The sequence below is a fragment of the Pedobacter terrae genome (assembly GCF_036946585.1).
Taxonomy (GTDB): domain Bacteria; phylum Bacteroidota; class Bacteroidia; order Sphingobacteriales; family Sphingobacteriaceae; genus Pedobacter; species Pedobacter terrae_C.
Genome location: NZ_JAQIIV010000002.1, coordinates 538,661 through 563,769 on the forward strand (window position 1 = coordinate 538,661; position 25,109 = coordinate 563,769).

The 25,109-nt window shown below is 37.6% G+C and carries 24 protein-coding genes; 16 read left to right on the forward strand and 8 right to left on the reverse strand.

The genetic code is table 11. From position 1 onward, the window contains the following. Positions 1-10 precede the first annotated feature (10 nt). The 8 genes from PGN18_RS04900 to PGN18_RS04935 all read left to right on the forward strand — a co-directional run bounded on the left by PGN18_RS04900 (position 11) and on the right by PGN18_RS04935 (position 6,656). Entirely contained in the window at positions 11-1,105 is a 1,095-nt protein-coding gene (locus PGN18_RS04900) for an MBL fold metallo-hydrolase (RefSeq protein WP_335318235.1), read from the forward strand. Between the two features lie 52 nt (positions 1,106-1,157). Continuing rightward, on the forward strand, positions 1,158-1,520 hold the full coding sequence (locus tag PGN18_RS04905) for a hypothetical protein (protein ID WP_335318236.1): 363 nt from the start codon (positions 1,158-1,160) through the stop codon (positions 1,518-1,520). Positions 1,521-1,572: 52 nt separating this feature from the next. Next, positions 1,573-2,367 carry a hypothetical protein gene (locus PGN18_RS04910; RefSeq protein ID WP_335318238.1) on the forward strand — a complete coding sequence of 265 codons (795 nt, stop codon included), beginning with the start codon at positions 1,573-1,575 and terminating at the stop codon, positions 2,365-2,367. After that, positions 2,354-3,292: a tRNA (adenosine(37)-N6)-dimethylallyltransferase MiaA gene (miaA, locus tag PGN18_RS04915; protein WP_335318239.1), complete on the forward strand. Its 939-nt coding sequence runs from the start codon at positions 2,354-2,356 to the stop codon at positions 3,290-3,292. Before PGN18_RS04910 ends, miaA begins: the two co-directional genes overlap by 14 nt. A gap of 109 nt (positions 3,293-3,401) precedes the next feature. Then, positions 3,402-3,908 (forward strand): hypothetical protein, encoded by a 507-nt coding sequence (locus tag PGN18_RS04920; RefSeq protein ID WP_335318240.1) that lies wholly within the window; start codon positions 3,402-3,404, stop codon positions 3,906-3,908. 149 nt (positions 3,909-4,057) lie between these two features. Beyond that, a complete protein-coding gene (locus PGN18_RS04925) occupies positions 4,058-4,606 on the forward strand; it encodes a hypothetical protein (protein ID WP_335318241.1) in 549 nt (182 codons plus the stop codon). 96 nt (positions 4,607-4,702) lie between these two features. Beyond that, a complete protein-coding gene (locus tag PGN18_RS04930) occupies positions 4,703-5,233 on the forward strand; it encodes a DUF3347 domain-containing protein (RefSeq protein WP_335318242.1) in 531 nt (176 codons plus the stop codon). Positions 5,234-5,366: 133 nt separating this feature from the next. Beyond that, positions 5,367-6,656, forward strand: coding sequence for a citrate synthase (locus PGN18_RS04935; protein ID WP_335318244.1), 1,290 nt, complete (start codon positions 5,367-5,369; stop codon positions 6,654-6,656). A 201-nt stretch (positions 6,657-6,857) separates the two neighbouring features. On the opposite strand, the gene PGN18_RS04940 is transcribed toward PGN18_RS04935, so the two are convergent. The 5 genes from PGN18_RS04940 to PGN18_RS04960 all read right to left on the reverse strand — a co-directional run bounded on the left by PGN18_RS04940 (position 6,858) and on the right by PGN18_RS04960 (position 12,033). Continuing rightward, positions 6,858-7,979 (reverse strand): DUF3667 domain-containing protein, encoded by a 1,122-nt coding sequence (locus PGN18_RS04940; protein ID WP_335318245.1) that lies wholly within the window; start codon positions 7,977-7,979, stop codon positions 6,858-6,860. 18 nt (positions 7,980-7,997) lie between these two features. Then, positions 7,998-9,377 carry a nucleoside permease gene (locus PGN18_RS04945; protein WP_335318246.1) on the reverse strand — a complete coding sequence of 460 codons (1,380 nt, stop codon included), beginning with the start codon at positions 9,375-9,377 and terminating at the stop codon, positions 7,998-8,000. Between the two features lie 185 nt (positions 9,378-9,562). Next, positions 9,563-10,177 (reverse strand): bifunctional nuclease family protein, encoded by a 615-nt coding sequence (locus PGN18_RS04950; RefSeq protein ID WP_335318247.1) that lies wholly within the window; start codon positions 10,175-10,177, stop codon positions 9,563-9,565. A gap of 50 nt (positions 10,178-10,227) precedes the next feature. Next, a complete protein-coding gene (locus tag PGN18_RS04955) occupies positions 10,228-11,196 on the reverse strand; it encodes an electron transfer flavoprotein subunit alpha/FixB family protein (protein WP_335318248.1) in 969 nt (322 codons plus the stop codon). 99 nt (positions 11,197-11,295) lie between these two features. Then, the gene (locus PGN18_RS04960) at positions 11,296-12,033 is read right to left on the reverse strand and encodes an electron transfer flavoprotein subunit beta/FixA family protein (RefSeq protein WP_335318250.1); all 738 of its coding nucleotides are present in this window, start codon (positions 12,031-12,033) and stop codon (positions 11,296-11,298) included. 130 nt (positions 12,034-12,163) lie between these two features. Between PGN18_RS04960 and PGN18_RS04965 the strand changes: the two genes are divergently transcribed. Continuing rightward, positions 12,164-12,499, forward strand: a complete 336-nt coding sequence (locus tag PGN18_RS04965; protein WP_090496377.1) for a tetratricopeptide repeat protein — start codon at positions 12,164-12,166, stop codon at positions 12,497-12,499. 50 nt (positions 12,500-12,549) lie between these two features. Continuing rightward, on the forward strand, positions 12,550-13,767 hold the full coding sequence (chrA, locus tag PGN18_RS04970; RefSeq protein ID WP_335318252.1) for a chromate efflux transporter: 1,218 nt from the start codon (positions 12,550-12,552) through the stop codon (positions 13,765-13,767). A 506-nt stretch (positions 13,768-14,273) separates the two neighbouring features. On the opposite strand, the gene dnaB is transcribed toward chrA, so the two are convergent. Then, a complete protein-coding gene (gene dnaB / locus PGN18_RS04975; protein WP_335318253.1) occupies positions 14,274-15,836 on the reverse strand; it encodes a replicative DNA helicase in 1,563 nt (520 codons plus the stop codon). A 198-nt stretch (positions 15,837-16,034) separates the two neighbouring features. Between dnaB and rlmB the strand changes: the two genes are divergently transcribed. Continuing rightward, positions 16,035-16,802: a 23S rRNA (guanosine(2251)-2'-O)-methyltransferase RlmB gene (rlmB, locus tag PGN18_RS04980; RefSeq protein ID WP_335318254.1), complete on the forward strand. Its 768-nt coding sequence runs from the start codon at positions 16,035-16,037 to the stop codon at positions 16,800-16,802. A 418-nt stretch (positions 16,803-17,220) separates the two neighbouring features. On the opposite strand, the gene PGN18_RS04985 is transcribed toward rlmB, so the two are convergent. Together PGN18_RS04985 and PGN18_RS04990 are read right to left on the reverse strand one after the other, a co-directional pair. Next, positions 17,221-18,312 carry a mannose-1-phosphate guanylyltransferase gene (locus PGN18_RS04985; protein WP_335318255.1) on the reverse strand — a complete coding sequence of 364 codons (1,092 nt, stop codon included), beginning with the start codon at positions 18,310-18,312 and terminating at the stop codon, positions 17,221-17,223. A gap of 14 nt (positions 18,313-18,326) precedes the next feature. Then, positions 18,327-19,295: a KpsF/GutQ family sugar-phosphate isomerase gene (locus tag PGN18_RS04990; RefSeq protein ID WP_335318256.1), complete on the reverse strand. Its 969-nt coding sequence runs from the start codon at positions 19,293-19,295 to the stop codon at positions 18,327-18,329. Between the two features lie 91 nt (positions 19,296-19,386). Here PGN18_RS04990 and recQ point away from each other — a divergent pair, with 91 nt between their 5' ends. From recQ to PGN18_RS05015, 5 genes are all read left to right on the forward strand, one after another. Beyond that, positions 19,387-21,576: a DNA helicase RecQ gene (gene recQ / locus PGN18_RS04995; protein ID WP_335318257.1), complete on the forward strand. Its 2,190-nt coding sequence runs from the start codon at positions 19,387-19,389 to the stop codon at positions 21,574-21,576. Between the two features lie 55 nt (positions 21,577-21,631). Further along, positions 21,632-22,444, forward strand: coding sequence for a 3-deoxy-8-phosphooctulonate synthase (gene kdsA, locus PGN18_RS05000; protein WP_335318259.1), 813 nt, complete (start codon positions 21,632-21,634; stop codon positions 22,442-22,444). Then, complete coding sequence (locus PGN18_RS05005; protein WP_335318260.1) at positions 22,444-23,163, forward strand: YqjF family protein; 720 nt, start codon at positions 22,444-22,446, stop codon at positions 23,161-23,163. Before kdsA ends, PGN18_RS05005 begins: the two co-directional genes overlap by 1 nt. 341 nt (positions 23,164-23,504) lie before the next feature. Then, positions 23,505-24,128 carry a (2Fe-2S)-binding protein gene (locus PGN18_RS05010; RefSeq protein WP_335318261.1) on the forward strand — a complete coding sequence of 208 codons (624 nt, stop codon included), beginning with the start codon at positions 23,505-23,507 and terminating at the stop codon, positions 24,126-24,128. Beyond that, positions 24,125-25,108, forward strand: coding sequence for an FAD binding domain-containing protein (locus tag PGN18_RS05015; RefSeq protein ID WP_335318263.1), 984 nt, complete (start codon positions 24,125-24,127; stop codon positions 25,106-25,108). Before PGN18_RS05010 ends, PGN18_RS05015 begins: the two co-directional genes overlap by 4 nt. The last annotated feature ends 1 nt before the right edge of the window (position 25,109 follow it).

Below are 25,109 nucleotides of genomic sequence, written 5' to 3' on the forward strand. Positions count from 1 at the left end.
AATTTTAAAAATGATCACAGTATATATTTTACTTTTTATTATCACCATAATTCTTATTATAACCAACCTACCTGTTTTTGGTCGTTTACCAAAAGGATTACGTTTGGATAAAATTCACAGTCTGAATAATTATCGTGATGGTGCGCTGCAAAACCTTTCAATAACGCCAATGCAACCAGAGGGTGTAAGCTTTTTCAAGATTTTAAATGCTTTCTTTTTCGAAAAACATCCCAATAAGGCTCCAGGCAAAGCGCTTCCGTATATTGTACCTAACGTAAATGGTATCCCTAAGGGTGGTGCTCCGGAAATTATCTGGTTTGGGCATTCATCTTACCTAATTAAAATAAACGGCTTAAGAATTCTGGTTGATCCGATATTCAGCAAAACGCCCTCTCCATTTTCATTTATCGGGAGTAAGGCTTTTTTGGGTACCGACATCGTAAAGGCTGAAGAATTTAAAAATATTGATATCCTGATCATTACCCACGATCATTATGATCATCTGGATTATAAAAGTATTTTAAAAATTTCTCCTGAGGTTAAAAATATTGTCACCTCACTTGGCGTAGGATCGCATCTGGAGCGATGGCAAATCAAGAAGGAAAAAATAAATGAATTAAGTTGGAATGAATCCATTACATTGTTTAACAGTTTGCAATTAACAGCTGTTCCAGCCAGGCATTTTACTGGCAGAAAGTTTAAAAGGAATCAGACACTTTGGTCGGCATTTGTACTGAAAACCGTGAACTTCCAGCTTTTTTTGGGTGGCGATTCTGGTTACGATACACATTTTGCCCAAATAGGTGAGAAGTATGGCCCTTTTGACTTAGCATTGCTAGAATGCGGACAGTATAATGCTTATTGGCCGTATATCCATATGTTTCCGGAAGAAACAGTTCAGGCTGCAATCGACCTAAAAGCGAGAATTTTGATGCCCATACACTGGGGGAAATTTAGCTTGGCCATGCACCCCTGGAGTGAGCCTGTTAAAAGGGTAGTTGTAGCTGCAGCAATGAAACAACTTCCATTGGTTACGCCAAAATTAGGCGAAACCATTGTTTTAAATGAATATCTTCCTACCGAAAACTGGTGGTTAAAAGAATAAAAATTAAACAATAGTTATACTAAGGTGTTTAATACCAAAATTAAATACCATTATGAAAACTGATCTTGTAGAAATTTTTCAGACCATCCGAGCCGGATTACAGCCTTATGCCACCCGTGGATATACGGTACATGAAAATTCGGAAAATGGATATGACCTGTATAGCGAAAAAAATATTAAGCTGAATGGAGAAAAAATAACCGAGCGCTTTTTTGCAGGTGTTTACATCAATGGAGATGCTGTAGAAGTTAAAATTAATACAGAAGAATTTTCTACAGAAAACTATAATTTATCTGATTTTGGAACTAATAAGGCTGGTTTAAAAATTGCGGCACTTGATGACGTTAAATTAAAGGAGGTAGAAACCTTGGTAGAGATCATCCATACTAACTTTAAAGAAAAAGAATGGATTTAGCAATATGATGGTTAAATTTACGGCGGATATTTTGTGAATAACACTCTACTGATTGAATAATTTAACTTTTGAAGATAGCTGGCACCATCAACTAAGTTTGGCACTTGGTGACCAAAAAATTGACTGCTTTTTTTTTGTAGAAGATAATTTTCAGTTATTGCGGATTAATCATCAATTTATCATCCACCTGGTTAATCTAAAAAGCAGCTTTATTCCAAAAAATCTTATCGATCTGCAAGAAAAGCACTATCAAAAAGGTTTTAAACTCATCCATCTTTGGGAAGACCTTTGGTTATCAAAACAAGATCAGGTTTTAGCGAGAATAAAATCTTTGCTTGGTATAAATAGCCGTATTCACGGTAGGAAAACCAAAATTTTAAAAATTACTAAACCTGTTGCTGATTCTTTTTTAATCAAAAATCATTTGCAGGGTGCGGTAACCAGCCGTTATAAAATTGGGTTGTTTGAAAAAGATCAATTGGTAGCGGTAGCTACTTTTTCGGCATTGCGCAAAATGAACCACACCGAAAACTACAAATCTGCAGAACTGATCAGGTTTGCAGTCAAAGCAGGTTATTCCGTCACTGGTGGATTAAGCAAATTAATTTCATTTTTTGCTGCAACCTATCAACCCAACGATATCATGACTTATGCAGATCGTGACTGGTCGGCAGGAGAAGCCTATACTAAATTAGGCTTTGTGCAAACGGCAGTTTTAGAACCTCAAATTTATGTACTGGATGAAAATCTGAACCGCCAGCTTAAAAAAGATGATCAGGCTTTAGCAAATGATGTATTTAATACAGGAAGTTTAAAATTTATTCTCCAATTTAATGAATCAGCATAATCTCATCATCATTTTGGGTGCCACCGCTTCTGGGAAGACCAAACTAGCCGTAAGTGTAGCAGAGGCTTTAAATGGAGAAATTATTAGCGCAGACAGCCGCCAGGTGTTTAAACGAATGGATATTGGTACCGGCAAAGATCTTCAGGAATATCATATTAATAGCAAGACAATCCCACATCATTTAATCGATATTATAGAACCTGGCGAACGTTATCATGTAGATGCCTTTAAAAACGATTTCTACCAGGCATTAGAATCCATAAGACAAAAAAACAGCTTTCCGATTCTTTGTGGTGGGACAGGCATGTACATCCACAGCCTTTTGCAAAATCAAGCTTATACCGCTGTTCCTGTCAATCAAACGTTAAGAGATCAGTTAGATCCTTTAACAAAGGAAGAGTTGGTTTTGAAATTGCAAAATGAGGAAAGCCAAAGTACCGATCATGTTGATCTATCTTCAAAAAAAAGATTGATTCGCGCATTAGAGATAGCAGATTATTTGAAGTCCCATACACTCAAAACTGTGGATAGACCACCACTTAAGCCTCTTATTTTCGGATTAAAGAACGAAATTGAAGTAACCAGGGCTAAAATTTTAAACAGACTAGACGAAAGGCTAAAAGCTGGCTTAATAGAAGAAGTAGTACAATTACTTGAACAAGGCATCAGCAAGGAGATCTTGATCTTCTACGGATTGGAATACAAATTTATTGTAAATTACCTTGACGGATTATTAACCTTTGAAGAATTAAAATTAAAACTTGGCACAGCCATTTGTCAGTACGCAAAACGACAAAATACGTTTTTTAGAAAAATGGAAAAGGACGATATTGAAATTATTTGGCTTGATGGAGCCGTATCAACAAACTTGTTAAAACAGACGATTATCGAAAAAGTTTCAATTAATAAAAAATTAACATTTTAAGATCATTTCGGGTTATATTGCCCCATAAATCCCATCAAAAGCGCTCTTTTGGCACAACCTTTGTGTTTACTAGATCATATTATTTTAACTCAAAAAGAATATCTTAAACATGAAGACACTTACAAAAATTTTTGCTACATCAGCAGCTGTTGCGGCACTATTTTTTTCGACTAATGTAAATGCACAAAGTTCAGCAAGAAACTTAGGTATAGGCTTAAACGTTGGCGCAGGAACTACAACTGGATACGGTTTGGTATTAGGCGGTGATATTAGATATCAATTCAATGTAGATAAACAATTATCAATTCCTGTAACTGCGGGTTATAATAACTTTTCCATCAAAGATTCATACGGAGGTGGAAGTTTTGGTGTAATTCCTGTAAAAGCTGGTGCTAAATATTTCTTTAATGATTCTGGTTCAGGTGCTTATGGGTTAGCAGAGCTTGGTGCTGGTTTCGGTACTAATAAAGGTTCCGGCACATCTTTCGTGTATTCACCAGCAATTGGTTATGCATGGGCTAACGGTTTAGATTTAGCAGCAAAATACGAAGGTTACTCTAATAACGGTAGCATTGGTTTTGCAGGTATTCGTTTAGCTTACGGATTTAGTCTGTAGAATCATTTACCTCACACTTAAGCCCCAGCTTTGGTTGGGGCTTTTTTTATTTATTATTATTTCTGAAAAAAATGAAAATTAGTAAATCTGGATGAAGTCATATTACGTATATCTAACAAAACCTTAGTATTAACTTAATTTTATCCAATATGAAAACGATTACTAAAATTTTCGCTACAGCAGCAACTGCAGTTGCTTTGTTTGCCACTACTTCATTAAACGCGCAAACCATGACAGAAACTGATCCGAATCCAGCTCCAAAAGGAATGGCTTTCAAAATAGGGGTTGGTGTTAATGGTGGACTATTCCGCGATCAATCGCCAATGGATTATGCTTATGGTGCTGATTTAAAATTGCAATGGGATTTATCACCCTATGTTGCCGTAACTGCTTCAGGTGGTTATACCAAATTAATGGCTAAGAATAATGCTATTGACATTGATTTTATTCCGGCCAAAGGTGGTGTTAAAGTATTCCCGATTAAAAGAATGTACTTAGCAACTGAAGCTGGTGCGGGCTTTGCCATTAAAGATGGTGGCAAAACAAACTTCATATACTCTGGTGGCTTGGGTTATGAGTTTGGTAGTTTTGATGCGGGTGTTCGCTATGAAGGTTATGTGAATGATAGTTCATCAGCAACTTATTTCAGAAAAACAGGTCAATATGCATTGAGACTGGCTTACAATTTCAAATTATAATTCAAACATCATATAATATTGAAGTCCCAATGAAAGTTGGGACTTTTTTATTTAATTACCATTTTAATTCCTATTTTGAGCCGAAAACCAAATACCATGAAAAGAATATTCGGGGCTGCCATACTTACTACTTTAATGGCCTGCAGTCAGGCAGAGCAAAAATCTACAGAAGCCAAAGATTCGATTAAAGCAGAGGCTGCATCGGCTAAAAGTCAGGTTTCGATGAAAGACCAGAAGAAACTGGAAATATTTACAAATTATGTTGATTTGAAAAATGCGCTTGTAAAATCTGATGCCGTAAATGCAAAAAAAACTGCTGCTGTATTGAAAAATAGTTTAGCTGCATACGAAGGCTGTGAGCCAACTGCAGAAATAGCCCAAAAAATTGCGTCAAGTAATAATCTGGATGTGCAACGAAAAGATTTTACTGCATTAAGTGCAGATATTATTGCTTTGCTAAAGAATGCAGAAATAGAAAAAGGCACCATTTACGTTCAGCATTGCCCAATGGCAAATAAGGGGGATGGAGGCGACTGGCTATCAACAGAAAAGGAAATTAAAAACCCTTACTATGGTAAGGAAATGTTAGAATGTGGAAGGGTTGCCGAAGAGATTAAAGCAAAATAAGATGTTAAAATTGGTTAAATTAAGCATGATTGTTACGTCATTTTGACCAATTATTCATATTAATTTAACAGATTTGTTATGCATGTATATTAATTTTATATAATTTAGAAAGCTATAAACACAATACAATAATATGTCAGATATTGCAGAGATAAAAGTTGATGGTAAGACAGTAGAATTGCCAGTAATAACAGGAACGGAAGATGAGAAGGCCATTGATATTTCAAAATTAAGAGATATAACAGGCTTCGTAACTTTAGATACTGGTTTTAAAAATACTGGTTCTACAAAAAGCAAAATCACTTTTTTAGATGGTGAAAAAGGCATTTTAAAATATAGGGGATATGCTATTGAAGAACTTGCCGCGAAATCGAGTTTTTTGGAAGTAATTTATCTGATTATTTATGGCGATCTTCCTACACAGGAGCAATTAGAGGGTTTACAAGCTGAAATCAGTAAACATACGCTCATTCACGAGGATATGAAGAAATTTTTTGATGGTTATCCTTCAAGATCTCACCCTATGGGTCAACTCGGCTCACTGATTTTTTCTTTATCTACGTTCTATCCCGAATGCTTGAAGCCAAATCAAACTGCAGAAGAGCAAAATTTAACCATTATTAAACTTCTGGCTAAATTCCCAACCATTGTTTCTTTCGTTTATAAAAAATCATTGGGTCACCCGCTTATTTATCCAAAAAATAAATATGATTACGTAACCAATTTTCTGTGGATGACATTTGGGCAACGTACAGAAGATTATGATGTGAACCCAATTGTGGTAAATGCCATGAATAAATTGCTGATTCTCCATGCAGATCATGAGCAAAACTGTTCAGCTTCTACCGTTCGTATTGTAGGTTCGTCTGATTGTAACTTGTACGCTTCAGTTGCTGCTGGTATTGCAGCTTTATGGGGCCCGCTACATGGTGGCGCTAACCAGGCCGTAATTGATATGCTTGAATTGATCAAAGCTGACGGTGGTGATACAGAAAAATGGATAGCAAAAGCGAAAGATAAAAACGATCCGTTCCGAATGATGGGATTTGGACATAGAGTTTACAAGAACTTCGATCCAAGAGCTAAAATCATTAAAAAAGCTTGCGATGATATTTTGGAAAACTTAGGTATCGATGATCCTATTTTAGAGATTGCGAAAAAATTAGAAGAAGCAGCTTTAACAGATCAATACTTTATTGACCGTAAGTTATATCCAAACGTGGATTTTTATTCTGGTATTATTTACCGCGCATTAGGCTTCCCATCAGAAATGTTCACTGTGCTGTTTGCTTTAGGCCGTTTACCAGGATGGATTGCACAATGGAAAGAAATGCATGAAAATAAAGAACCTATTGGTCGCCCACGTCAGATTTATGTTGGCGAAACCGATAGAGCATTTGTTGAGCTCAAAGACAGAAAGTAATTCAAAATTATTAAAAAAACCACTCGAAATTCGGGTGGTTTTTTATGAGTTCAATTTTTTATTAAATTCTGTCATTGTAGCAAAGCTTCTCGTGTACCGTCATTTCGAGCGAAGTGCAACGAAGTCGAGAAATCTGTTTTGATAACACTTCTGATTAGATCTCTCCGTTTCGCTGCGCTTCAGTCGAGATGACGTAACGTATTAAGTAGCTACGTAATAAATTAAATTGATCATCACCATTTCAGTTAGCTTAAATGCTACTGAATATAAAATCAAGATCCAGAATATTTTAAAAATGGTGCTCCATGTTTTGCGTTGATAAAAAATAGTAAGCGCCTTAAACATATACCAAAATAAAAATATGGTAACACCCACCTCTATAATTTTGCTCATGAAAGATTCTTCACCAAAAACATGCTTCATGATGGGCTGTGTGATGATAGAAACGATAAAATACACCATCATGCCATGAATCGTGAAAATCAGGTGATCCAAATAATAGATATGATTTTTCCGAAAGTTGAGCATAATAAACCAGGCCAGCAGTGGCATCAATAAGAAATATTGCTTAGGGCGGTTATGTTCCAAGGTTTCCTGAATGACTTCGGATTTTTCCCCAATGGTAATGGCTCTCTTTTTAATCAATTTGTCGTACCAGCTATCTTGTTCTGAAACAGGTAATTTCTTTTGTCTCGAAAGATAAGCTGCATAGGTACTATCATTCCTTTCGATATGGATATCGTTATATTCTTCAATCATATCGCTAAGGGAATCGGATTTTAGTTTAGCGTTTTCTTCTTTGAGTCTATTCAATTCCTTCGCCTGATCAGCAAAGCCAAGTTTTATAAAAGCCCTCTTTTTAACGGCTTGATTAATCGATTCAGTTGCTTTATTGGCAATTTCCTTAGATAAACCTGTAAGTTTAAGTGCTTTATTTACACTATCCGAGACATTCGCACCTTTTTGCTCTTCAATGTCGATATGACCATGATCCGGATCCTTTTCTACATGCTTTGGTGAGTATACGACCAAAAAATATATAATGGAAACAAAAATGTACATGCTTACCGGATTAATATACCGGGCTCTTTTTCCGGCCAGATAATCAAGTGTAACTTTACCTGGCTTGGTTAAGAGCGGCACCAGTGTTTGAAAAAACTTATTGTCGAAATGAAAATAATGGGCAATACTATGACTAATAAAAGCCCAAAAACTTTCTCTTAACTCTAAATTCGGTTGACCACAATCGCTGCAATAATGTTTCTCAACATGAGCACCGCAATTTAAACAGTTGTGTTCTTTTCTGTATTTACCAGCTGACATAAGAGGGTTAATCGCAAATTATAAATGGTTAATGACTTCGAGTTCGGCTCGGGTATGTTTGTGTTTAAAAGTGATGACAAAGACAATGGCGATGATAAGCACGTAAATGGTAAAGGTTAGCCAGATGTTATGCCAGTCTTTTACATCGAGGGCCCTGCTTAGGTCTCCGTTTGGCAATACGTCAATACCTTTATTTTTAAGAAATTTAAGCAAATGTATATTATCCTCTTCGCTTTTAACATATTTGGATAGCGAGCCAATAGTATGGTAATAGGTAGTAAAGAAACGGCTAATCATCCAGCCTGAAACCAAACTGCCAAACACCGCACCAAAGCCATTGGTCATCATCATGAACAAACCCTGGGCAGAAGAGCGAATTTTTGGCGCAGTTGAAGTTTCAACAAACAATGATCCCGAAATATTAAAGAAATCGAATGCCATGCCATATACGATACATGAAGTGATGATCATCCAGAGGTTGGTTGAGGGATCGCCATAGGCAAATAGGCCAAAACGGAGTACCCAGGCAAACATCGCAATGGCGATAACCCATTTTATTCCAAATCTTTTTAAAAAGAAGGGAATAGCCAGGATAAAAAGCGTTTCTGATACTTGCGAAATCGATAAAATAATGGTTGAGTATTTGATTACGAATGACTCAGCAAAAACGGGGAATAATTTAAATTCATCCAGAAAAACGTCTCCGTAAGCGTTGGTTAACTGCAGGGCAGCACCTAAAAACATCGAAAAGATAAAAAACAGGGCCATCTTGTAATCAGCAAAAAGTTTAAAGGATTCTAATCCAAGTTTCTGCGCAAACGTTTTCTTATCAGAGATTAAGTTTAAAGGCTTACAAGCCGGTAATGTAAAAGAATATATCCCCAACAATAAGGCACTTATACCAGCAATATAAAACTGGTTGGCGCTGGCTTTATTACCGGTTAAATTTGTAATCCACATGGCGGCAATAAAACCAATGGTACCCCAAACCCTAATGGGAGGGAAGTCTTTTATCACATCGAAATTGCCGTTCTTTAAAGTGGTGTAACTGATTGAATTGCTCAGGGCTATGGTGGGCATATAAAAGCACATGGCGACCAATATAACCCAGAAAAAAGTATGAGGATTATCTACCTGTGGCAGGTAAAACATCGTTGCTGCGTAAAGAAGATGTAAAATAGCATAAAGTTTTTCTGCATTGATCCACTTATCGGCCAAAATACCAGTTATGGTGGGCATAAAAAGTGATGCAATACCCATAGTGGAAAAAATGATTCCAAAATCTGCCCCATCCCATTGTTTGGTTCCAAACCAGTAATTTGCTATTGTAATTAACCAGGCTGCCCACACAAAGAATTGCATGAAACTCATTATCGTTAAGCGAAACTTAACATTCATAATAATAGTTTAGTTTGAATGATTGAAAGTAAAAGCTGAATATAGAACTATTTTGAATGATAATCCAAAATGAACCAAAATTATTTTTAATAATTCGGCTAATTTTAAAAATTAGCTTTTAGAAGTGGGATTTAAGAAAAAAAATGGAATGGTATGACGAAATAATTATTTTAGGTACGCCGACACTAAGATTTAGTGCGTTTATTCAATTCATCTCTTAACCTTGCGGCCTTTTCGTAAGCTTCTTCGGCAATGGCATCCTGTAATTTTTGTTGAAGTTCTTCTAACGTTAAATCCCCAAAGCCTGGTTGCTGAGTTGAACCTGGTAAGTTATCGTTTTCATGCTCTTTCGCTATAGAATCCATATTTTCGAGAAAAAGAAAGTCATTTCCTTCTATCACAATTCCTGCGGAAGCTAAAATGAATTCGTAAGTGTAAATCATGGCATTAAAGCGAACAGCTAAAGCAATCGCATCTGATGTCCTGGCATCAACCTCATGTGTATTTTTACCATCGCTACAAATCAATTTTGCGTAAAAAACACCATCAACCAAATTGTATATGATAATTTCCTTGATACCGATATGAAAGGTATCAGCCATTGATTTGAATAGATCGTGTGTTAATGGCCTGCTAGGGGTCATTTTCTCAATTTCTATCGCTATAGCCTGTGCTTCAAATGCACCAATAATAATCGGTAAGCGGCGGCGTCCATTTACTTCTCCTAAAACCAGGGCATAAGCACCAGATTGTGTCTGGCTGTAAGATAAACCTACAATATCTAATTTAACTTTTTTCATATTTGTGTTAAGACCTTATAAGTTTTAAAACCTATAAGGTCTATAAGATACTATCCTTTATGTGCTTTTAATGCTTCAATTAATTTTGGTACAACTTCAAAAGCATCGCCAACAATACCATAATCTGCCACCTTGAAGAAAGGCGCTTCCGGATCTTTATTGATTACAACAATTACTTTTGATGAACTTACCCCCGCCAAATGCTGGATAGCACCAGAAATACCGATAGCGATGTAAAGGTTAGGACTAATTGCAATGCCGGTTTGACCAACGTGTTCTGAATGTGGTCTCCAGTCTGCATCTGATACCGGTTTAGAACAGGCCGTTGCGGCACCTAATAAACCAGCCAATTCTTCGATCATACCCCAGTTTTCTGGTCCTTTCAGCCCTCTACCTGCTGAAACAACCAATTCTGCGTCAGGTAATGACACTTTATCTGTTGCCCTAACAATCTCTTTTATAACCGTTCCTAAATCTGATTGTTTAACATCTGCTGTAAAAATTTCTATCGTGGCATCGGTAACATTTTCCTTAACGCCAAATGCATTAGGATTTAAAGCAATCACTTTATTAGCTGATGTTAACTCGGTAATGGCGAATGCTTTACCAGAAAAGGCCGTTTTCTTAACCGAAAATTTACCATCAGTAATCGGTAATTCTACAGCACCATCAGCTAAACCTGCTTTAAGTTTTACAGCGATACGCGGGGCTAAACCTTTACCTGAAAAGGAATTAGATAGCACAACAATATCAGCGCCTTCTTTTTCAGCAGCGGAGGCAATAACACTTGCGTAAGCTTGATTTACAAAGGTTTTTAATTGATCGGTACTTACATTTAGTACTTTTGATGCACCATATTTACCCAATTCTATTAATTCGATGTCGGCTACATCGCCAATGGAAATTGCAGTTAAATTGGTTGATTGTTGATCGGCAATGGCCTTGGCATAAGATACGGCTTCAAAAACAGATTTCTTAAATTTACCCTCAGCTTGTTCTACATATACTAATACTGACATATATTTATCTCTAAATCCTTCTAAAAGGACTATTATTTATAATGAAATTACTTTATTTATTATCTCTTTGCCTGGTAACTGAAAACTACCGACTGCCAACTATATTACCTTGGCTTCGCTATGTAAAAGGTTAATTAATGATTCTGTTTGATCAGCAGGAATTAATTTAACCGTTCCACGAGGAGCAGGGGTTTCATATTTGGTCACTTTGGTTAATGATTCAGCATCAACCGCATCCACTATAGTCAATGGTTTGGTTCTGGCACTCATAATACCGCGCATATTCGGAATTTTAGGTTCCGCAACACCCTCAGCACAACTGGCTACAAATTTACCTGAAACGGTTAAAATCTCTTTACCACCCTCAATCTCTCTTTCTATAGTTGCATTATCGCCATCAACATCCAATTTTTTGATAATAGATACTGAAGGAATATCTAAAAATTCGCCAACCATAGCAGCAACCTGGTTACCATTATAATCGATTGATTCGCGACCTGTTAAAATAAGATTAAAATCTTTATCCTTTGCATATGCTGAAATTTGTTTAGCCACGAAATAAGCATCTCTAGGTGCTGCATTTACCCTAACCGCATCATCGGCACCAATGGCCAATGCTTTTCTGATGGTTGGATCATTAGCCGCTTCACCAACATTGATTACAGTTACGGTTCCTTTTCCACCTTCGGTTAACTCAATTGCACGTGATAAAGCGATTTCATCGTATGGATTAACAATATATTGAACTCCTGACGTATTGAATTCGGTATTATCATTAGTAAAGGTTATTTTTGTCGTTGTGTCTGGCACGTTACTGATACAAACTAATATTTTCATATGTTAATAGTGGTTTTATTGTTATGAACGATCTCGAACTAAAATTGTTTAGCTATTGATTGATCCATATACGATATGATTATTATATAAGGTCTTTCTGCAAATTTAATTAAAAAAGCAAGGAAATAAAATGTCATCCACCCGTTTAAGTAAGTTATTGGAATTTTTAGAAAGCGATCCCAACGATCCATTTATTCTATATGCCTTAGCCACAGAGTATAACACTCAAAATGATAAAGAAAAAGCTTATTCTTTTTACCTTCAGTTAACTGATAAACATCCTGATTATGTGGGTACATACTATCATTTAGGCAAGTTGTTGGAGAAGGACGATCAAAAAGAGAAAGCAATCGAAATTTACCAAAAGGGAATGCAGGTTGCTCGAAATAAAAGAGATATGCATGCTTTTTCTGAATTACAAGGCGCTTATAATACAGCCGCCGGATTGGATTATGAGGATGATTAGGTCAGTTTTCAGTTTAACAGTTTTCAATTAACAGTTATCAGTTTAAATTAATGCAAAACAAACCTATCGCTGCCAAAAAGCAGTGGCTGTTTATCCGGAATGTTATTTTTTTTACATTCACCTCTTTTGGAGGCGCACAGGCACACCTGTCTTTGTTGCTTAAATATTTTGTTCATAGCGCTAAATTTATCTCAGAAGAGGAACTTTTGGAATTAAATGCATTGGCACAGGTACTCCCGGGCCCGGCCTCTACACAAACCTTGGTTGGAATAGCCTGGAAAGTTGGAAAGCTTAAACTGGCCATTATTACTTTTTTGATCTGGATATTGCCCACTGCAACTATCATGACTTTTGCAGCAATTAGTTATGCTTTACTTGATCAAAAGCAAAAGTTTACCTATATCCTAGAATATATTCAGCCTATTGCATTGGGCATTGTAGCTTATGGGGCGTGGAAACTTGGCAAAAAGGTTTTATCTTCACAGGTTTCCATATTTTTGGCTATTGCTTCCGTTATTGCCACATTGGTTTTAAGAAATGCCTATGTATTTCCATTATCCATATTAATAGGAGGAATGATCTCTTCGGCTATTGAAACACCCAGAGAAGAAACGGAATTAAGAGTTAAACTTTTTTCAAATATCAATCCGCGAAAACTGATCTATTTTCTTGGTGCTTTACTTTTATTCGCATTGGTAGGCGCCGTTATAAACCGAACTTCTCCGTTCAGTTTACCGATCCGTTTACTCGAAAACTTTTACCGTAACGGCATATTGGTTTTTGGAGGAGGGCAGGTACTTGTACCTTTAATGTTTACCGAGTTTGTAGAAATGAAACATTACCTGCCCTCATCAGGGTTTTTATCTGGTTTTGCGCTACAACAAGCCTTACCCGGGCCAACGTTTTCTTTTACCAGCTATTTGGGCGCATTAAGCATGAAAAACTTTGGATATGGATTATGGGGACAGATTTTAGGAGGATTAATCGGTGTGATCGGGATTAACTTACCTGGTCTAATTCTGGTGTTATTTATTGTACCATTTTGGGATGATCTGAAAAAAATCTCCAGAATCCGCCATAGCCTTTCTGGGATTAACGCCGTTAGTGTTGGATTTATTATTGCTGCTTTTGTGCTATTATTGATACCAATGGGCTTTAATTGGTTGTTTTTGTGTATCATGATCGCTACTTTTTTATTGCTTAATTTCACTAAGATAAGTCCGCCGATTATTGTATTGGCTGGAATCCTGGTTGGGTATTTACTTTAATACCATTTAATAGATTACTAATTAACCCTATAAAAAAAGATTTAGAGTTTGGAAAGCAAGTACAGTACACTATGGGTCAATGTGCTCCCGCTATCACTGCTGCTCCGATGAAAGATCGGGAGCATTCGTTTTATCGGGTTTAGATCGGTTAATTCTCCGCTATTAGGCCAGTTTTTTGTGCCAGTGACCATTATCTGGCCTTTTATTATAGCTGAAATACTTGTTATGATGCTTTATGTAGTTTATTGCATAAAAAAACATGAATAACAGGGGAGTTTAAATGAATTAATACATTACGTGGGGTCGTCATTCCCAACTTGATTAGGAACCACGGAGTGCTCATCGAAGATAATCTTAATGCCATAAGCCTAAAGATTAAGATTCCCGCCTGAGCGGGAATGACGATCAATCTATTGAAGTCTGTCGCCTCAAGAGTAACAATTATCTCACAAAAATCATATGTATGACATAAAGATTTTGGAGCACTTTAGGTCGTGTGGAATTTCCTAAAAAGGAGGATCATCATCACTATAATCATCCATTTTTGATGGACGGATAATCACATTGCTTTGTTTTTCAAAATCTTGTGATGGATACATCCCAGCAGAAGGATCGGCAGCGAACGAACTTGGTGGCGCATTAAAATCATCCTCCAGATCCTGGAACTTAACGAATTTACCCACAAATTTAAGTGGTACGATTCCAGTCTCACCATTACGGTGTTTAGCAATGATTACCTCACCAATCCCAGCTTGCGATCTTCCTTGCTCATCTTCTGTAATACCATAATACTCAGGGCGGTATAAAAACAATACCATATCCGCATCCTGCTCAATTGAACCCGATTCACGTAAATCTGACAACATTGGTCGCTTTCCCTGTAAACCAGGTCTGCTCTCAACCGCCCGACTTAACTGCGAAAGGGCCAATACCGGTACATCCAATTCTTTTGCAACCGATTTAAGTGCCCTTGAAATACTACCGATTTCCTGCTCACGGTTACCACCACCTTTTCCTTCGCCTTTACCGTGCATTAACTGCAAGTAATCGACAATTACCAGTTGAATATCATATTGCGATTTTAACCTTCGGCATTTTGCCCTGAACTCGAAAATATTTAATGCAGGCGTATCGTCAATTAACAGGGGAGCTTCAGTTAAACGACCAATTTTGCTGTGTAATTGTTGCCATTCCCATTCCTGTAAAGTTCCTTTCCTGATTTTTTCCTGCTCAATTTCTGCTTCCCCTGAAATTAAACGATTAACCAGCTGAACGGAAGACATCTCGAGAGAGAATACCACGCAAGGTCTTTGAAAATCAACTGTAGCATTACGCGCACATGTCAATACGAATGCAGTTTTTCCCATTGCCGGACGGGCAGCAATAATCACCAAATCCTGCTTTTGCCAACCGCCGGTAATCCGATCTAACCCTGTAAATCCTGTTGGTACACCGGTTAAACCATCGGTTTTGGTACGAAGTTCTTCCAGAGTAGCCAGTGATTGTTTAATGATATCGTCCATCTTTTGAGTATCTCTACGCAGGTTATTCTGGGCGATTTCAAAAAGGCCTTTTTCAGCCTGATCTAATAAGTCGAAAATATCTGTAGTATCTTCGTATGCATTGGTAATGATTTCTGTCGAAATTCTGATCAGCTCACGCTGGATGTATTTTTGTGAAATAATACGCGCATGAAACTCGATATTCGCCGCAGAAGCAACACGGTTGGTTAAACTCGTAATGTAATAAGCGCCTCCAACCATTTCCAAGGCACCTAATGTACGTAGCTCGGCGGTTACAGTTAAAATATCTACCGGTTTCGATTTCTGGAACAGGATATGGATCGCTTCAAAGATTTTTTGATGCGCAATATTATAAAAAACTTCAGGTTTTAAAACGTCGATAACCGCTGAAAGGGCATCTTTTTCGAGCATCAATGCACCTAAAACAGCTTCTTCCAGGTCTAATGCCTGCGGGGGAATTTTCCCTTGTGAACTTATGGTGTTACTTAACCTGCTTTTTCTAGCAGTCATACTGTTCTTTCCGCCTTGTTCGTTTTCGATACTCATTTTACAAAAGTAATCAATTTTTGACGGGGTTGTTTGAATAGTTACTAGCCGTTTGTTAACAAATTGAAGGATAATCAGATTAAATTTTATCGCATTTACGAGGTTGTAAGAATTTTAAACAATTAAATGTGAATAAGGTACACATTGTTTGGGGTCAAAACATTTTATTTGAATACTTTTGCCTAACAATTTCGAAACATGGATAATTTTAGAAGACCGCAAAGGGCAAAAGAAAATAATGAGTTTGTATTTGGTATCAGGGCCGTAATAGAAGCCATTAAAGCAGGACGAGACATTGAAACCATTTATCAGCAACGCGGATTGGGAGGCGAACTCTTTCTGGAGCTGAAAGTCCTTCTAAAAGATACTTTAATACCATTAAATTCGGTTCCGGTAGAGAAGCTGAACCGCATGTCGCAGAAAAACCATCAAGGTGTAATTGCCGTAATTTCTCCAATTACCTACCAAAACATTGAAGACATTATTCCTGCGGTTTTTGAAGAGGGAGAAGTGCCACTAATTTTGGTTTTAGATAGCGTCACTGATGTTCGAAACATGGGTGCAATAGCACGTACAGCTGCGTGCGTAGGTGTTCATGCGATAGTTGTTCCGCTAAAAAACGCAGCACAGATTAATGCTGATGCGATTAAGACTTCAGCTGGTGCATTATTTAATATTCCAATCTGTCGCCATGCCAACCTGCACAAAACTTGCTTGTTTCTGCAAGAAAGTGGCCTGCAAATTGTTGCCTGTACGGAAAAAACTAGCGATTTTATTTATTCCCCAGATTATACCATGCCTACAGCAATTGTAATGGGATCAGAAGATGAGGGAATTTCTAACGATCTTTTAAGGGTAGCCGATCATTTGGCTAAAATACCTATGGCTGGAAAAATCGAATCGTTAAATGTTTCGGTTGCTGCAGGGGTAATTTTATATGAAGCCGTAAGGCAAAGAACGGTTTAGGGAGTGAACAGGGATGATGGAATTTTATAGATAAGTCGTTTGTCATCCTGAACTTGTTTCAGGATCTGTAAAGCACAATTTAATGGAAAAAGGACGATGGATTGGATCGATTACCCAAAATCCCTTGAGAGATCGTCATTCCTAACTTGATCCGATTGCTATCGGATGGGAACCACGAAGCGCTCATGAATGCTGATATATAAAATCAGACCCTTATGAATAATCTTAATGCAAGCGTTTTAAGATTCCCGCATGCGCGAGAATGATGATCGCAATAACGAATTCTGTCAATAGCAATATTCCATCAAAAACGTCATCCTGAACTTGTTTCAGGATCTATAAAGTATATTTGTTGTAAATGTAAAATGGATGATGAAACTAAGCCACATCATCCATTTTACATCTACCTTCATACATTTTATATAAACTTAGTTCCAAATCTGGATTTAACTTCCGCAACAAACTCCTTAACCTTTTGCTCTTCGTTTCTTGGGCAGATCATGAGCATATTATTGTTTTCAACCACGATGTAATCATGCAGTCCTTGTAAAATCACCAATTTATCTTTTGGAACATTCACCATGCAATTTGATGAATCGAACATCAGAACCTGCTCTGAAGGAATGACGGCATTACCTACATAATCTTTCTCCGCCATTTCATAAATAGAAGCCCAGGTGCCTAAATCAGACCATCCGAAATCAGATGGAAGCACATAAACGTTCTCTGCCTTTTCCATAATTCCAAAATCTATTGAAATATTGGTGCATTGCAGATAGGCATTACTAATAAATTCTTTTTCACTGGTCTTATTCAACTCAGCTCTTCCAACATTAAATATTTCATACATGTCCGGCAGATGTTTTTCGAAGGCTTTTAATATCGCTTTGGCCGACCAGATAAAAATTCCGGCATTCCATAAAAAATCGCCACTCTGCAAAAATGATTTCGCCAATTCTAAATTCGGCTTTTCGGTAAAGGTTTTAACTTTATGCAGGTCAGTATCCGTATTAAGCACGTAGTCAGTATGCTGAATGTAACCATAACCCGTATCAGGACGATTTGGTTTTATTCCCAATGTAATCAAGCAATCATTTTTGGATGCCGCTTCTAAAGATTGCTCAATAGAGGCCACAAAGCCATCAATATTGGCAATGGTATGATCTGAGGGTGCAACAACAATTGTTGCTTCAGGATTTAATTCTGCAATTTTCAAACTTCCATAAGCTATACAAGGTGCTGTATTTCTCATTAAGGGTTCAGCCAAAATCTGATTGTCTGTTAATAGCGGCAATTGCTCTTTAATCAGATCAGCATAAATTTCGTTGGTAACGATAAATATATTTTCCGGAGGGCAGATATTTAGGAATCTTTCGTAAGTGCTTTGAATGAGGGTTTTTCCAACGCCGAAAAAATCAATAAATTGCTTTGGATATTCTGTTCTGCTCACTGGCCAAAAGCGGCTTCCAACGCCACCGGCCATAATTAATGCATAATAGTTTTTATTCATTTTATAATTTAAAATTACACAATGCCTTCATTTAAAAGATCGTGCAAATGGATGATGCCAAAGTAAGTATTTTGTTCCATAACCAACAACTGGGTAATATTGTTTTGCTTAATGATTTCGAGGGCATCAACGGCTAAGGCATCAAATTGTATGCTCTTCGGGGTCCTGCCCATTATATCTTCTGCTTTTAAGTCTGCAATAGTAGTATTATTTTCCAACATCCGCCTAATGTCACCATCGGTAATAATGCCAAGCACCTTATTGTCGCTATCCACAACAGCAACAGCCCCTAAACGGTTTTTACTAATTTCTATCAATACATCTTTAACCGAGGCAGAGGGATATATAGCCGGCTTTTCATTAGATAACGCCAAGTCACGTGCTTTTAAGTATAGTTTTTTACCTAAAGATCCACCTGGGTGATATCTTGCAAAATCAGATTCATTAAACTCCCTACATTCCAACAAACAAATGGCTAAAGCGTCGCCCAGTGCCAATTGCGCAGTTGTGCTGGTTGTTGGCGCCAAATTATGCGGACAGGCTTCTTTTTCGAAAGCGGTATTCAAAACCAGGTCAGCCTGTTCTGCCAGAAAAGAATTTAACTCGCCAACCATGCCAATCAACAGATTACCAGATGCTTTCAGTAAGGGCGTAAGTACTTTAATTTCGGGGGTATTTCCGCTTTTAGAAAGACAGATCACCATATCATCCACCTGGATCATTCCCAGATCTCCATGGATCGCATCTGCAGCATGCATAAAAATAGCAGGTGTACCAGTTGAATTAAAAGTAGCCACTATTTTTTGCGCAATAATTGCACTTTTACCTATGCCCGTTACAATTACCCGTCCTTTGCCATTTAAAATGCTCGATACGACTTTCTCAAAATCGTCGTTAATATTTTTCGCTACATTTAATATTGCAGCTGCTTCAAGCTCTAAAGTGCCTATAGCTGATTGGATTATGGATTTTTTACTTTTCAAAGAGAAAATAATTGTTTGTTAATACTTGAAATTCTTGTAAAATTATGTTATTTTGGATACAAAAATAGCATCGCATATTTTATTACACAAAATGGACGTGAAAAAGTCGTTATTTGATAACCTACAAAATTTCTTCGGGTTTGATAATTTCAAGGGTGATCAGGAGTCGATCATTACCAATATTTTAGAAGGCAATAATACCTTTGTTATTATGCCCACAGGCGGAGGGAAGTCTATTTGCTATCAGTTGCCCGCTTTAATGAGCGAGGGAACGGCAATTGTGATTTCTCCATTAATCGCATTAATGAAAAACCAGGTAGACCAGTTAAGGGCTTTTGGTGGAAATGACAGTATTGCTCACTTTCTTAATTCATCCTTAAACAAATCTGAAATAACTCAAGTTAAATCTGACCTTTTGAGCGGTCAGACTAAGTTACTGTACGTTGCACCAGAGTCTTTGGCAAAACAGGATAATATTGATTTTTTAAACCTGATTAAAATCTCCTTTGTTGCCGTTGATGAAGCGCATTGTATTTCTGAATGGGGACATGATTTCAGGCCAGAATACCGTAAAATTAAACAGGTTATTGCAGGGCTGGGAAATAACATTCCAATTATTGCATTAACTGCCACCGCCACACCAAAGGTACAACAGGACATTATGAAAAACCTGGGCATGACGGAAGCAACATTGTTTAAATCGTCATTTAACCGTCCAAACTTATTTTACGAAATCCGCCCCAAGAAAGATATTACCAAAGAAATTATTAAATATATCAAGTCTAATCCGGGTAAATCAGGAATTATCTATTGCCTAAGCCGTAAAAAGGTAGAGGAAGTGGCAGAGGCCTTAAACTTAAATGGAATTAGTGCCTTGCCTTATCATGCGGGTTTAGATCCAAAGGTTAGGGCAGAAACACAGGATAAATTTTTGATGGAAGATGCAGAGGTAATTGTTGCAACCATTGCCTTTGGTATGGGAATCGACAAACCTGATGTTCGCTTTGTTATTCACCACGATGTGCCGAAGAGTATGGAGGGTTATTACCAGGAAACGGGCCGGGCCGGACGTGATGGTGGCGAAGGGGTATGTATTGCTTTCTACTCTCAAAAAGATGTAGATAAACTGGCCAAATTCATGAAAGATAAACCAGTTTCTGAAAGAGAGATTGGCACGCAGATACTAAAGGAAGTGATTGATTATGCCGAATCTGGCGTTTGCCGTCGTAAACAGATTCTGCATTATTTCGGCGAAAACTTTAACGAAACTGGCTGTAATTGCATGTGCGATAACTGCAAAAAGCCTAAAAAACAGTTTGAGGTGGAAAGTCAGTTATCTACCTTATTAAAATTCATTGAGAAATCGGGCGAAAAATTCGATGATGCGCACTTATTAAACGTTTTCTTAGGATTTGAAACTGCGCAAACCATTGCTTATGAACATAGTAAGGTTTCCGAATTTGGAATTGGTAAGGAGGATGGTGAGCTTATGTGGAAATCGATTATCCGCCAGGCTGTTCTAAATAATTTCCTTTTTAAGGATATCGATAATTACGGCTTATTAAAGTTAACTAAGCAGGGAAAGGATTTCATCGTTAATCCGTACAGCCTCAAATTTATATTGAATGAACCTATAGGTACCGGTTCTGACGACGATGATGATGATGTAAAGCAAGGTACAGGTGCTTTGGATACACATCTTTTATCATTGCTAAAAGAGTTACGTAAAAAGATTGCCAAGCAAAAGAGTGTTCCGCCATTTGTGGTTTTTCAGGATCCTTCTTTGGAAGAAATGTGTACCCATTATCCTATTACAATGGAAGAGCTTCGCCAGATTTCTGGTGTAGGTTCGGGTAAAGCAATGAAATTCGGCACACCTTTTATTGAATTGATCAAAAAATATGTGGAGGATAATGATATTGAACGTCCTATTGATCTGATCATTAAAACGCAGGCCAATAAATCGCAAATGAAAGTTTCCATCATTCAAAATATTGACAGGCAGATTGGCTTGGAAGATATTGCCGATTCAAAGGGAATCACGTACGAAGAAATCCTGAAAGAAGTAGAATCGATTGTAAACTCTGGCACTAAACTAAACCTCAACTATTTCATTGATGAGGTGATTGATGATGATAGACAGGATGAAGTTTTTGATTATTTCAGGGCAGCTGAAAGTGATTCTATAGATGAAGCACTTAATGAGCTTGGGGAAACCGATTATACCCGCGAAGAAATTCAACTGATGCGGATTAAATTTATGTCAGAACTAGGAAACTAAAAAATTAGATTTGAGAACGATTCAGGTCTGACATCTCAAATCTCAAATCTCAACTATGCTTAACTATTTAGATAAATTAAAAAATACAGATTCGGGAAATTTCTTTTTAATGGCTGGTCCATGTGCTATAGAAGGCGAAGATATTGCCATGAGAATCGCTGATAAGATCATTGCGATTACCGATAAACTTCAAATTCCATATATTTTTAAAGGTTCATACCGCAAGGCGAACAGAAGTAAAGGAAGTTCTTTTACTGGAATTGGTGACGAAAAAGCTTTACGCATTTTAGAAAGAATTGGTAGAGAGTTTGGCGTGCCAACTGTTACCGATATCCATGAAAGTGGCGAAGCAGCAATGGCCGCTGCTTATGTTGACGTATTACAAATTCCTGCATTTTTATGCCGCCAAACCGATCTGTTAATTGCTGCTGCAGAGACGGGAAAAGTAGTAAATGTAAAAAAAGGGCAGTTTTTATCGGCTGGTTCAATGAAATTTGCTGTTGAAAAAGTAAAAGAAGCTGGTAACAATAAAGTAATCTTGACTGATAGGGGCAATACCTTTGGTTACCAGGATCTAATTGTAGATTATCGTGGCTTACCAGAAATGCAAAGTTTTGGTGTGCCGGTAGTAATGGACTGTACACATAGCCTACAACAGCCTAACCAAAGCAGTGGTGTTACTGGTGGTAAACCAGAACTGATCTCGACTATTGCCAAAGCAGCCATTGCAGTTGGCGCAGATGGTTTATTTATCGAAACACATCCTGATCCTGCAAATGCGAAATCAGATGGTGCCAATATGCTTCACTTAGATTTGCTCGAAGAAACCTTAATCAAATTAGTTCGCTTAAGACAAGCTGTGATATAATGGCAGCCAACAAAGGGGTTTTCTTAACTGCAGAATGGCGTAAATTAGCACTTGCGCAATATGCTGTTGATGAGCAAATTCTTTTAAAATATCTTCCTCCACATACTGAACTGGATACCTGGCAAGGGAAATATTATGTAAGCTTGGTTGGTTTTATGTTTATTAACGTAAAGTTAAGAGGCTTTAATATTCCGTTCCATACCAATTTTGAGGAAGTTAACCTGCGCTTTTATGTTCGGTTTAAAGATGGTGAAGAATGGAAAAGAGGAGTTGTATTTGTTAAAGAAATTGTTCCTTTACCCGCAATAACACTTGTTGCGAATACCATTTATAAAGAAAATTACCAAACTCTACCGATGAAACATGTTTGGATAATGCAGGAAGACCAACTTGAGGTGGATTATCTTTGGAAAAATAAAACATGGAATAATTTCAAGGTCATTGCCAATGCTCAGACAGAAGAAATTAGACCGGGCAGCGAAGAAGAATTTATCACCGAGCATTACTGGGGTTACACTCACATTGGTCATAACAAAACATCCGAGTATGGGGTGGAACATCCGCGCTGGCAAGCTTATCCTGTAAAAAGTTATAAAATCAACGTCGATTTTGGAATAAACTATGGTCAAGATTTCGCTTTCTTAAATCATGCCAAGCCCGATTCTGTTTTTTTGGCAGAAGGATCAGAAATTAGGGTACTCAAAGGAAAACAGCTTTAGATTAATTTATCATCTCTCGAATTAAACGCAATGATCAGGAGCATGCTAAGTTTGGTTTAATTTTTTCTTGAAACCAAAAATGCTTTTCTGTATGATTAAGGCACATAAGAAATATGATATTATAGCACACAAGCTGGAACAATAAATGAAATAATTGGTTCTTATTTTTGTTGATACTAGCTTCTTGGCGTAACTTTTCTTTTACCAACAAAATAAAGAGAGGTTAGCTTTAGTTTTTTAGTAAATTTAAAGATGAAATACCTGTAAAACACAGGTAATTTTATCGAAGAATTTATAATAATGAAGATTCTGGGAACGCAACCACTTATAAATATCCAATTATGAAATCTTCTGATCAGAAACCAAATCAAGGCGATAGCAGGCGCGATTTCCTCAAAAAAAGCTCAGTAATTACGGCCATTGCACTAACACCTGGCGCTGCAATTAAAGCGGCAGAAAATAATGCCGATGAACGTTTTGCGGAGCTTTTTGAAAAAATTCCTTTAAAGCTTACGGTAAATAATAAAGCCTACCAAACAACAGTAGAGCCAAGGGTAACACTTTTGGATTATCTGCGCGAAGAATTACACTTAACAGGTACTAAAAAAGGATGTGATCATGGCCAATGTGGGGCTTGTACGGTTCACGTAGATGGACAAAGGATAAACGCCTGCCTCAGTCTGGCAGTGATGAATGAGGGAAAAAAGATTACCACAATTGAAGGTTTGGCCAATGGTGATACTTTACATCCTATGCAGGCTGCGTTTATCAAACACGATGGATTTCAGTGTGGTTACTGTACGCCTGGTCAGATTATGTCAGCTGTAGCCTGTGTCCGCGAAGGCCACACCAACTCCAGGGCAGAAATAAGTGAATACATGAGTGGAAATATTTGTAGGTGTGGCGCTTACCCTAACATAGTTGATGCAATTATTGAAGTGAAGGAAGGAGGTCGAGCCGTATGATCAATTTTCAGTATCTCAGAACAACCACAGCAAAATCGGCAATTGCTTTATTAGTTAAAGATAAAAATGCAAAATTCCTTGCAGGTGGTACCAACTTAATCGATCTGATGAAAAGAGGTGTTACCACACCAGAAAAACTCATTGATATCAACCACGTTCCGCTAAAAGAAATCAAGCAGGTGGGGAATAAAATCCACATTGGTGCGCTGGCTTCCAATACAGCGGTTGCAGATCATGCACTCATCAAAGAAAAACTACCCTTACTTTCATGGGCTTTACAGGCAGGCGCATCAGCGCAATTAAGAAATGTAGCTACTGTTGGTGGTAACATGATGCAGCGCACACGTTGCGGGTATTTTTACGATATCGAAATGCCTTGTAATAAGCGCCAACCCGGAACAGGGTGTGGAGCTATGGAAGGCTTTAATCGGATGCATGCTATTTTTGGAACATCAGAAAAATGTATTGCTGTTCATCCCAGCGATATGTGCGTAGCTTTGGTTGCGTTAGACGCTGAAGTACTATTGGCCAGCCCAAAAGGTGAACGTAAAATGCCATTTAAAGAATTTCATCGTTTACCTGGAGATACACCGCAGTTAGACAATAACTTAAAGGCTGATGAAATGATCATCGGTTTGGAAATTACTACAAATAACCTGGCTAAAAATTATCATTATCTTAAGGTCAGGGACAGGGCCTCTTATGCTTTTGCACTGGTATCAGTAGCGGCAGCATTTGAGATTATGGATAACAAGATTGTCGATGTCCGGTTGGCCATGGGTGGTGTAGCACATAAACCCTGGCGTTTAACCGCATCTGAACTTTTTTTAAAGGGAAAGGAAGCTAGCCTAACTAATTTTGAGCAGGCTGCGCAATTAGCCATGAGAGATGCCAAAGGCTTTGGAGTTAACGACTTCAAACTAAAACTTGCACCTAATACGATTATTGAAGCTTTGAACCTCGCAAAATCAAAAGCCTAGT

Bases quoted from the DNA above. Each gene is read 5' to 3' on its own strand.
- PGN18_RS04900 (WP_335318235.1), top strand. From the start codon at position 11: ATGATCACAGTATATATTTTACTTTTTATTATCACCATAATTCTTATT.
- PGN18_RS04905 (WP_335318236.1), top strand. From the start codon at position 1,158: ATGAAAACTGATCTTGTAGAAATTTTTCAGACCATCCGAGCCGGATTA.
- miaA (WP_335318239.1), top strand. From the start codon at position 2,354: ATGAATCAGCATAATCTCATCATCATTTTGGGTGCCACCGCTTCTGGG.
- PGN18_RS04920 (WP_335318240.1), top strand. From the start codon at position 3,402: ATGAAGACACTTACAAAAATTTTTGCTACATCAGCAGCTGTTGCGGCA.
- PGN18_RS04925 (WP_335318241.1), top strand. From the start codon at position 4,058: ATGAAAACGATTACTAAAATTTTCGCTACAGCAGCAACTGCAGTTGCT.
- PGN18_RS04930 (WP_335318242.1), top strand. From the start codon at position 4,703: ATGAAAAGAATATTCGGGGCTGCCATACTTACTACTTTAATGGCCTGC.
- PGN18_RS04935 (WP_335318244.1), top strand. From the start codon at position 5,367: ATGTCAGATATTGCAGAGATAAAAGTTGATGGTAAGACAGTAGAATTG.
- PGN18_RS04940 (WP_335318245.1), bottom strand. From the start codon at position 7,979: ATGTCAGCTGGTAAATACAGAAAAGAACACAACTGTTTAAATTGCGGT.
- PGN18_RS04945 (WP_335318246.1), bottom strand. From the start codon at position 9,377: ATGAATGTTAAGTTTCGCTTAACGATAATGAGTTTCATGCAATTCTTT.
- PGN18_RS04950 (WP_335318247.1), bottom strand. From the start codon at position 10,177: ATGAAAAAAGTTAAATTAGATATTGTAGGTTTATCTTACAGCCAGACA.
- PGN18_RS04955 (WP_335318248.1), bottom strand. From the start codon at position 11,196: ATGTCAGTATTAGTATATGTAGAACAAGCTGAGGGTAAATTTAAGAAA.
- PGN18_RS04960 (WP_335318250.1), bottom strand. From the start codon at position 12,033: ATGAAAATATTAGTTTGTATCAGTAACGTGCCAGACACAACGACAAAA.
- PGN18_RS04965 (WP_090496377.1), top strand. From the start codon at position 12,164: ATGTCATCCACCCGTTTAAGTAAGTTATTGGAATTTTTAGAAAGCGAT.
- chrA (WP_335318252.1), top strand. From the start codon at position 12,550: ATGCAAAACAAACCTATCGCTGCCAAAAAGCAGTGGCTGTTTATCCGG.
- dnaB (WP_335318253.1), bottom strand. From the start codon at position 15,836: ATGAGTATCGAAAACGAACAAGGCGGAAAGAACAGTATGACTGCTAGA.
- rlmB (WP_335318254.1), top strand. From the start codon at position 16,035: ATGGATAATTTTAGAAGACCGCAAAGGGCAAAAGAAAATAATGAGTTT.
- PGN18_RS04985 (WP_335318255.1), bottom strand. From the start codon at position 18,312: ATGAATAAAAACTATTATGCATTAATTATGGCCGGTGGCGTTGGAAGC.
- recQ (WP_335318257.1), top strand. From the start codon at position 19,387: ATGGACGTGAAAAAGTCGTTATTTGATAACCTACAAAATTTCTTCGGG.
- kdsA (WP_335318259.1), top strand. From the start codon at position 21,632: ATGCTTAACTATTTAGATAAATTAAAAAATACAGATTCGGGAAATTTC.
- PGN18_RS05005 (WP_335318260.1), top strand. From the start codon at position 22,444: ATGGCAGCCAACAAAGGGGTTTTCTTAACTGCAGAATGGCGTAAATTA.
- PGN18_RS05010 (WP_335318261.1), top strand. From the start codon at position 23,505: ATGAAATCTTCTGATCAGAAACCAAATCAAGGCGATAGCAGGCGCGAT.
- PGN18_RS05015 (WP_335318263.1), top strand. From the start codon at position 24,125: ATGATCAATTTTCAGTATCTCAGAACAACCACAGCAAAATCGGCAATT.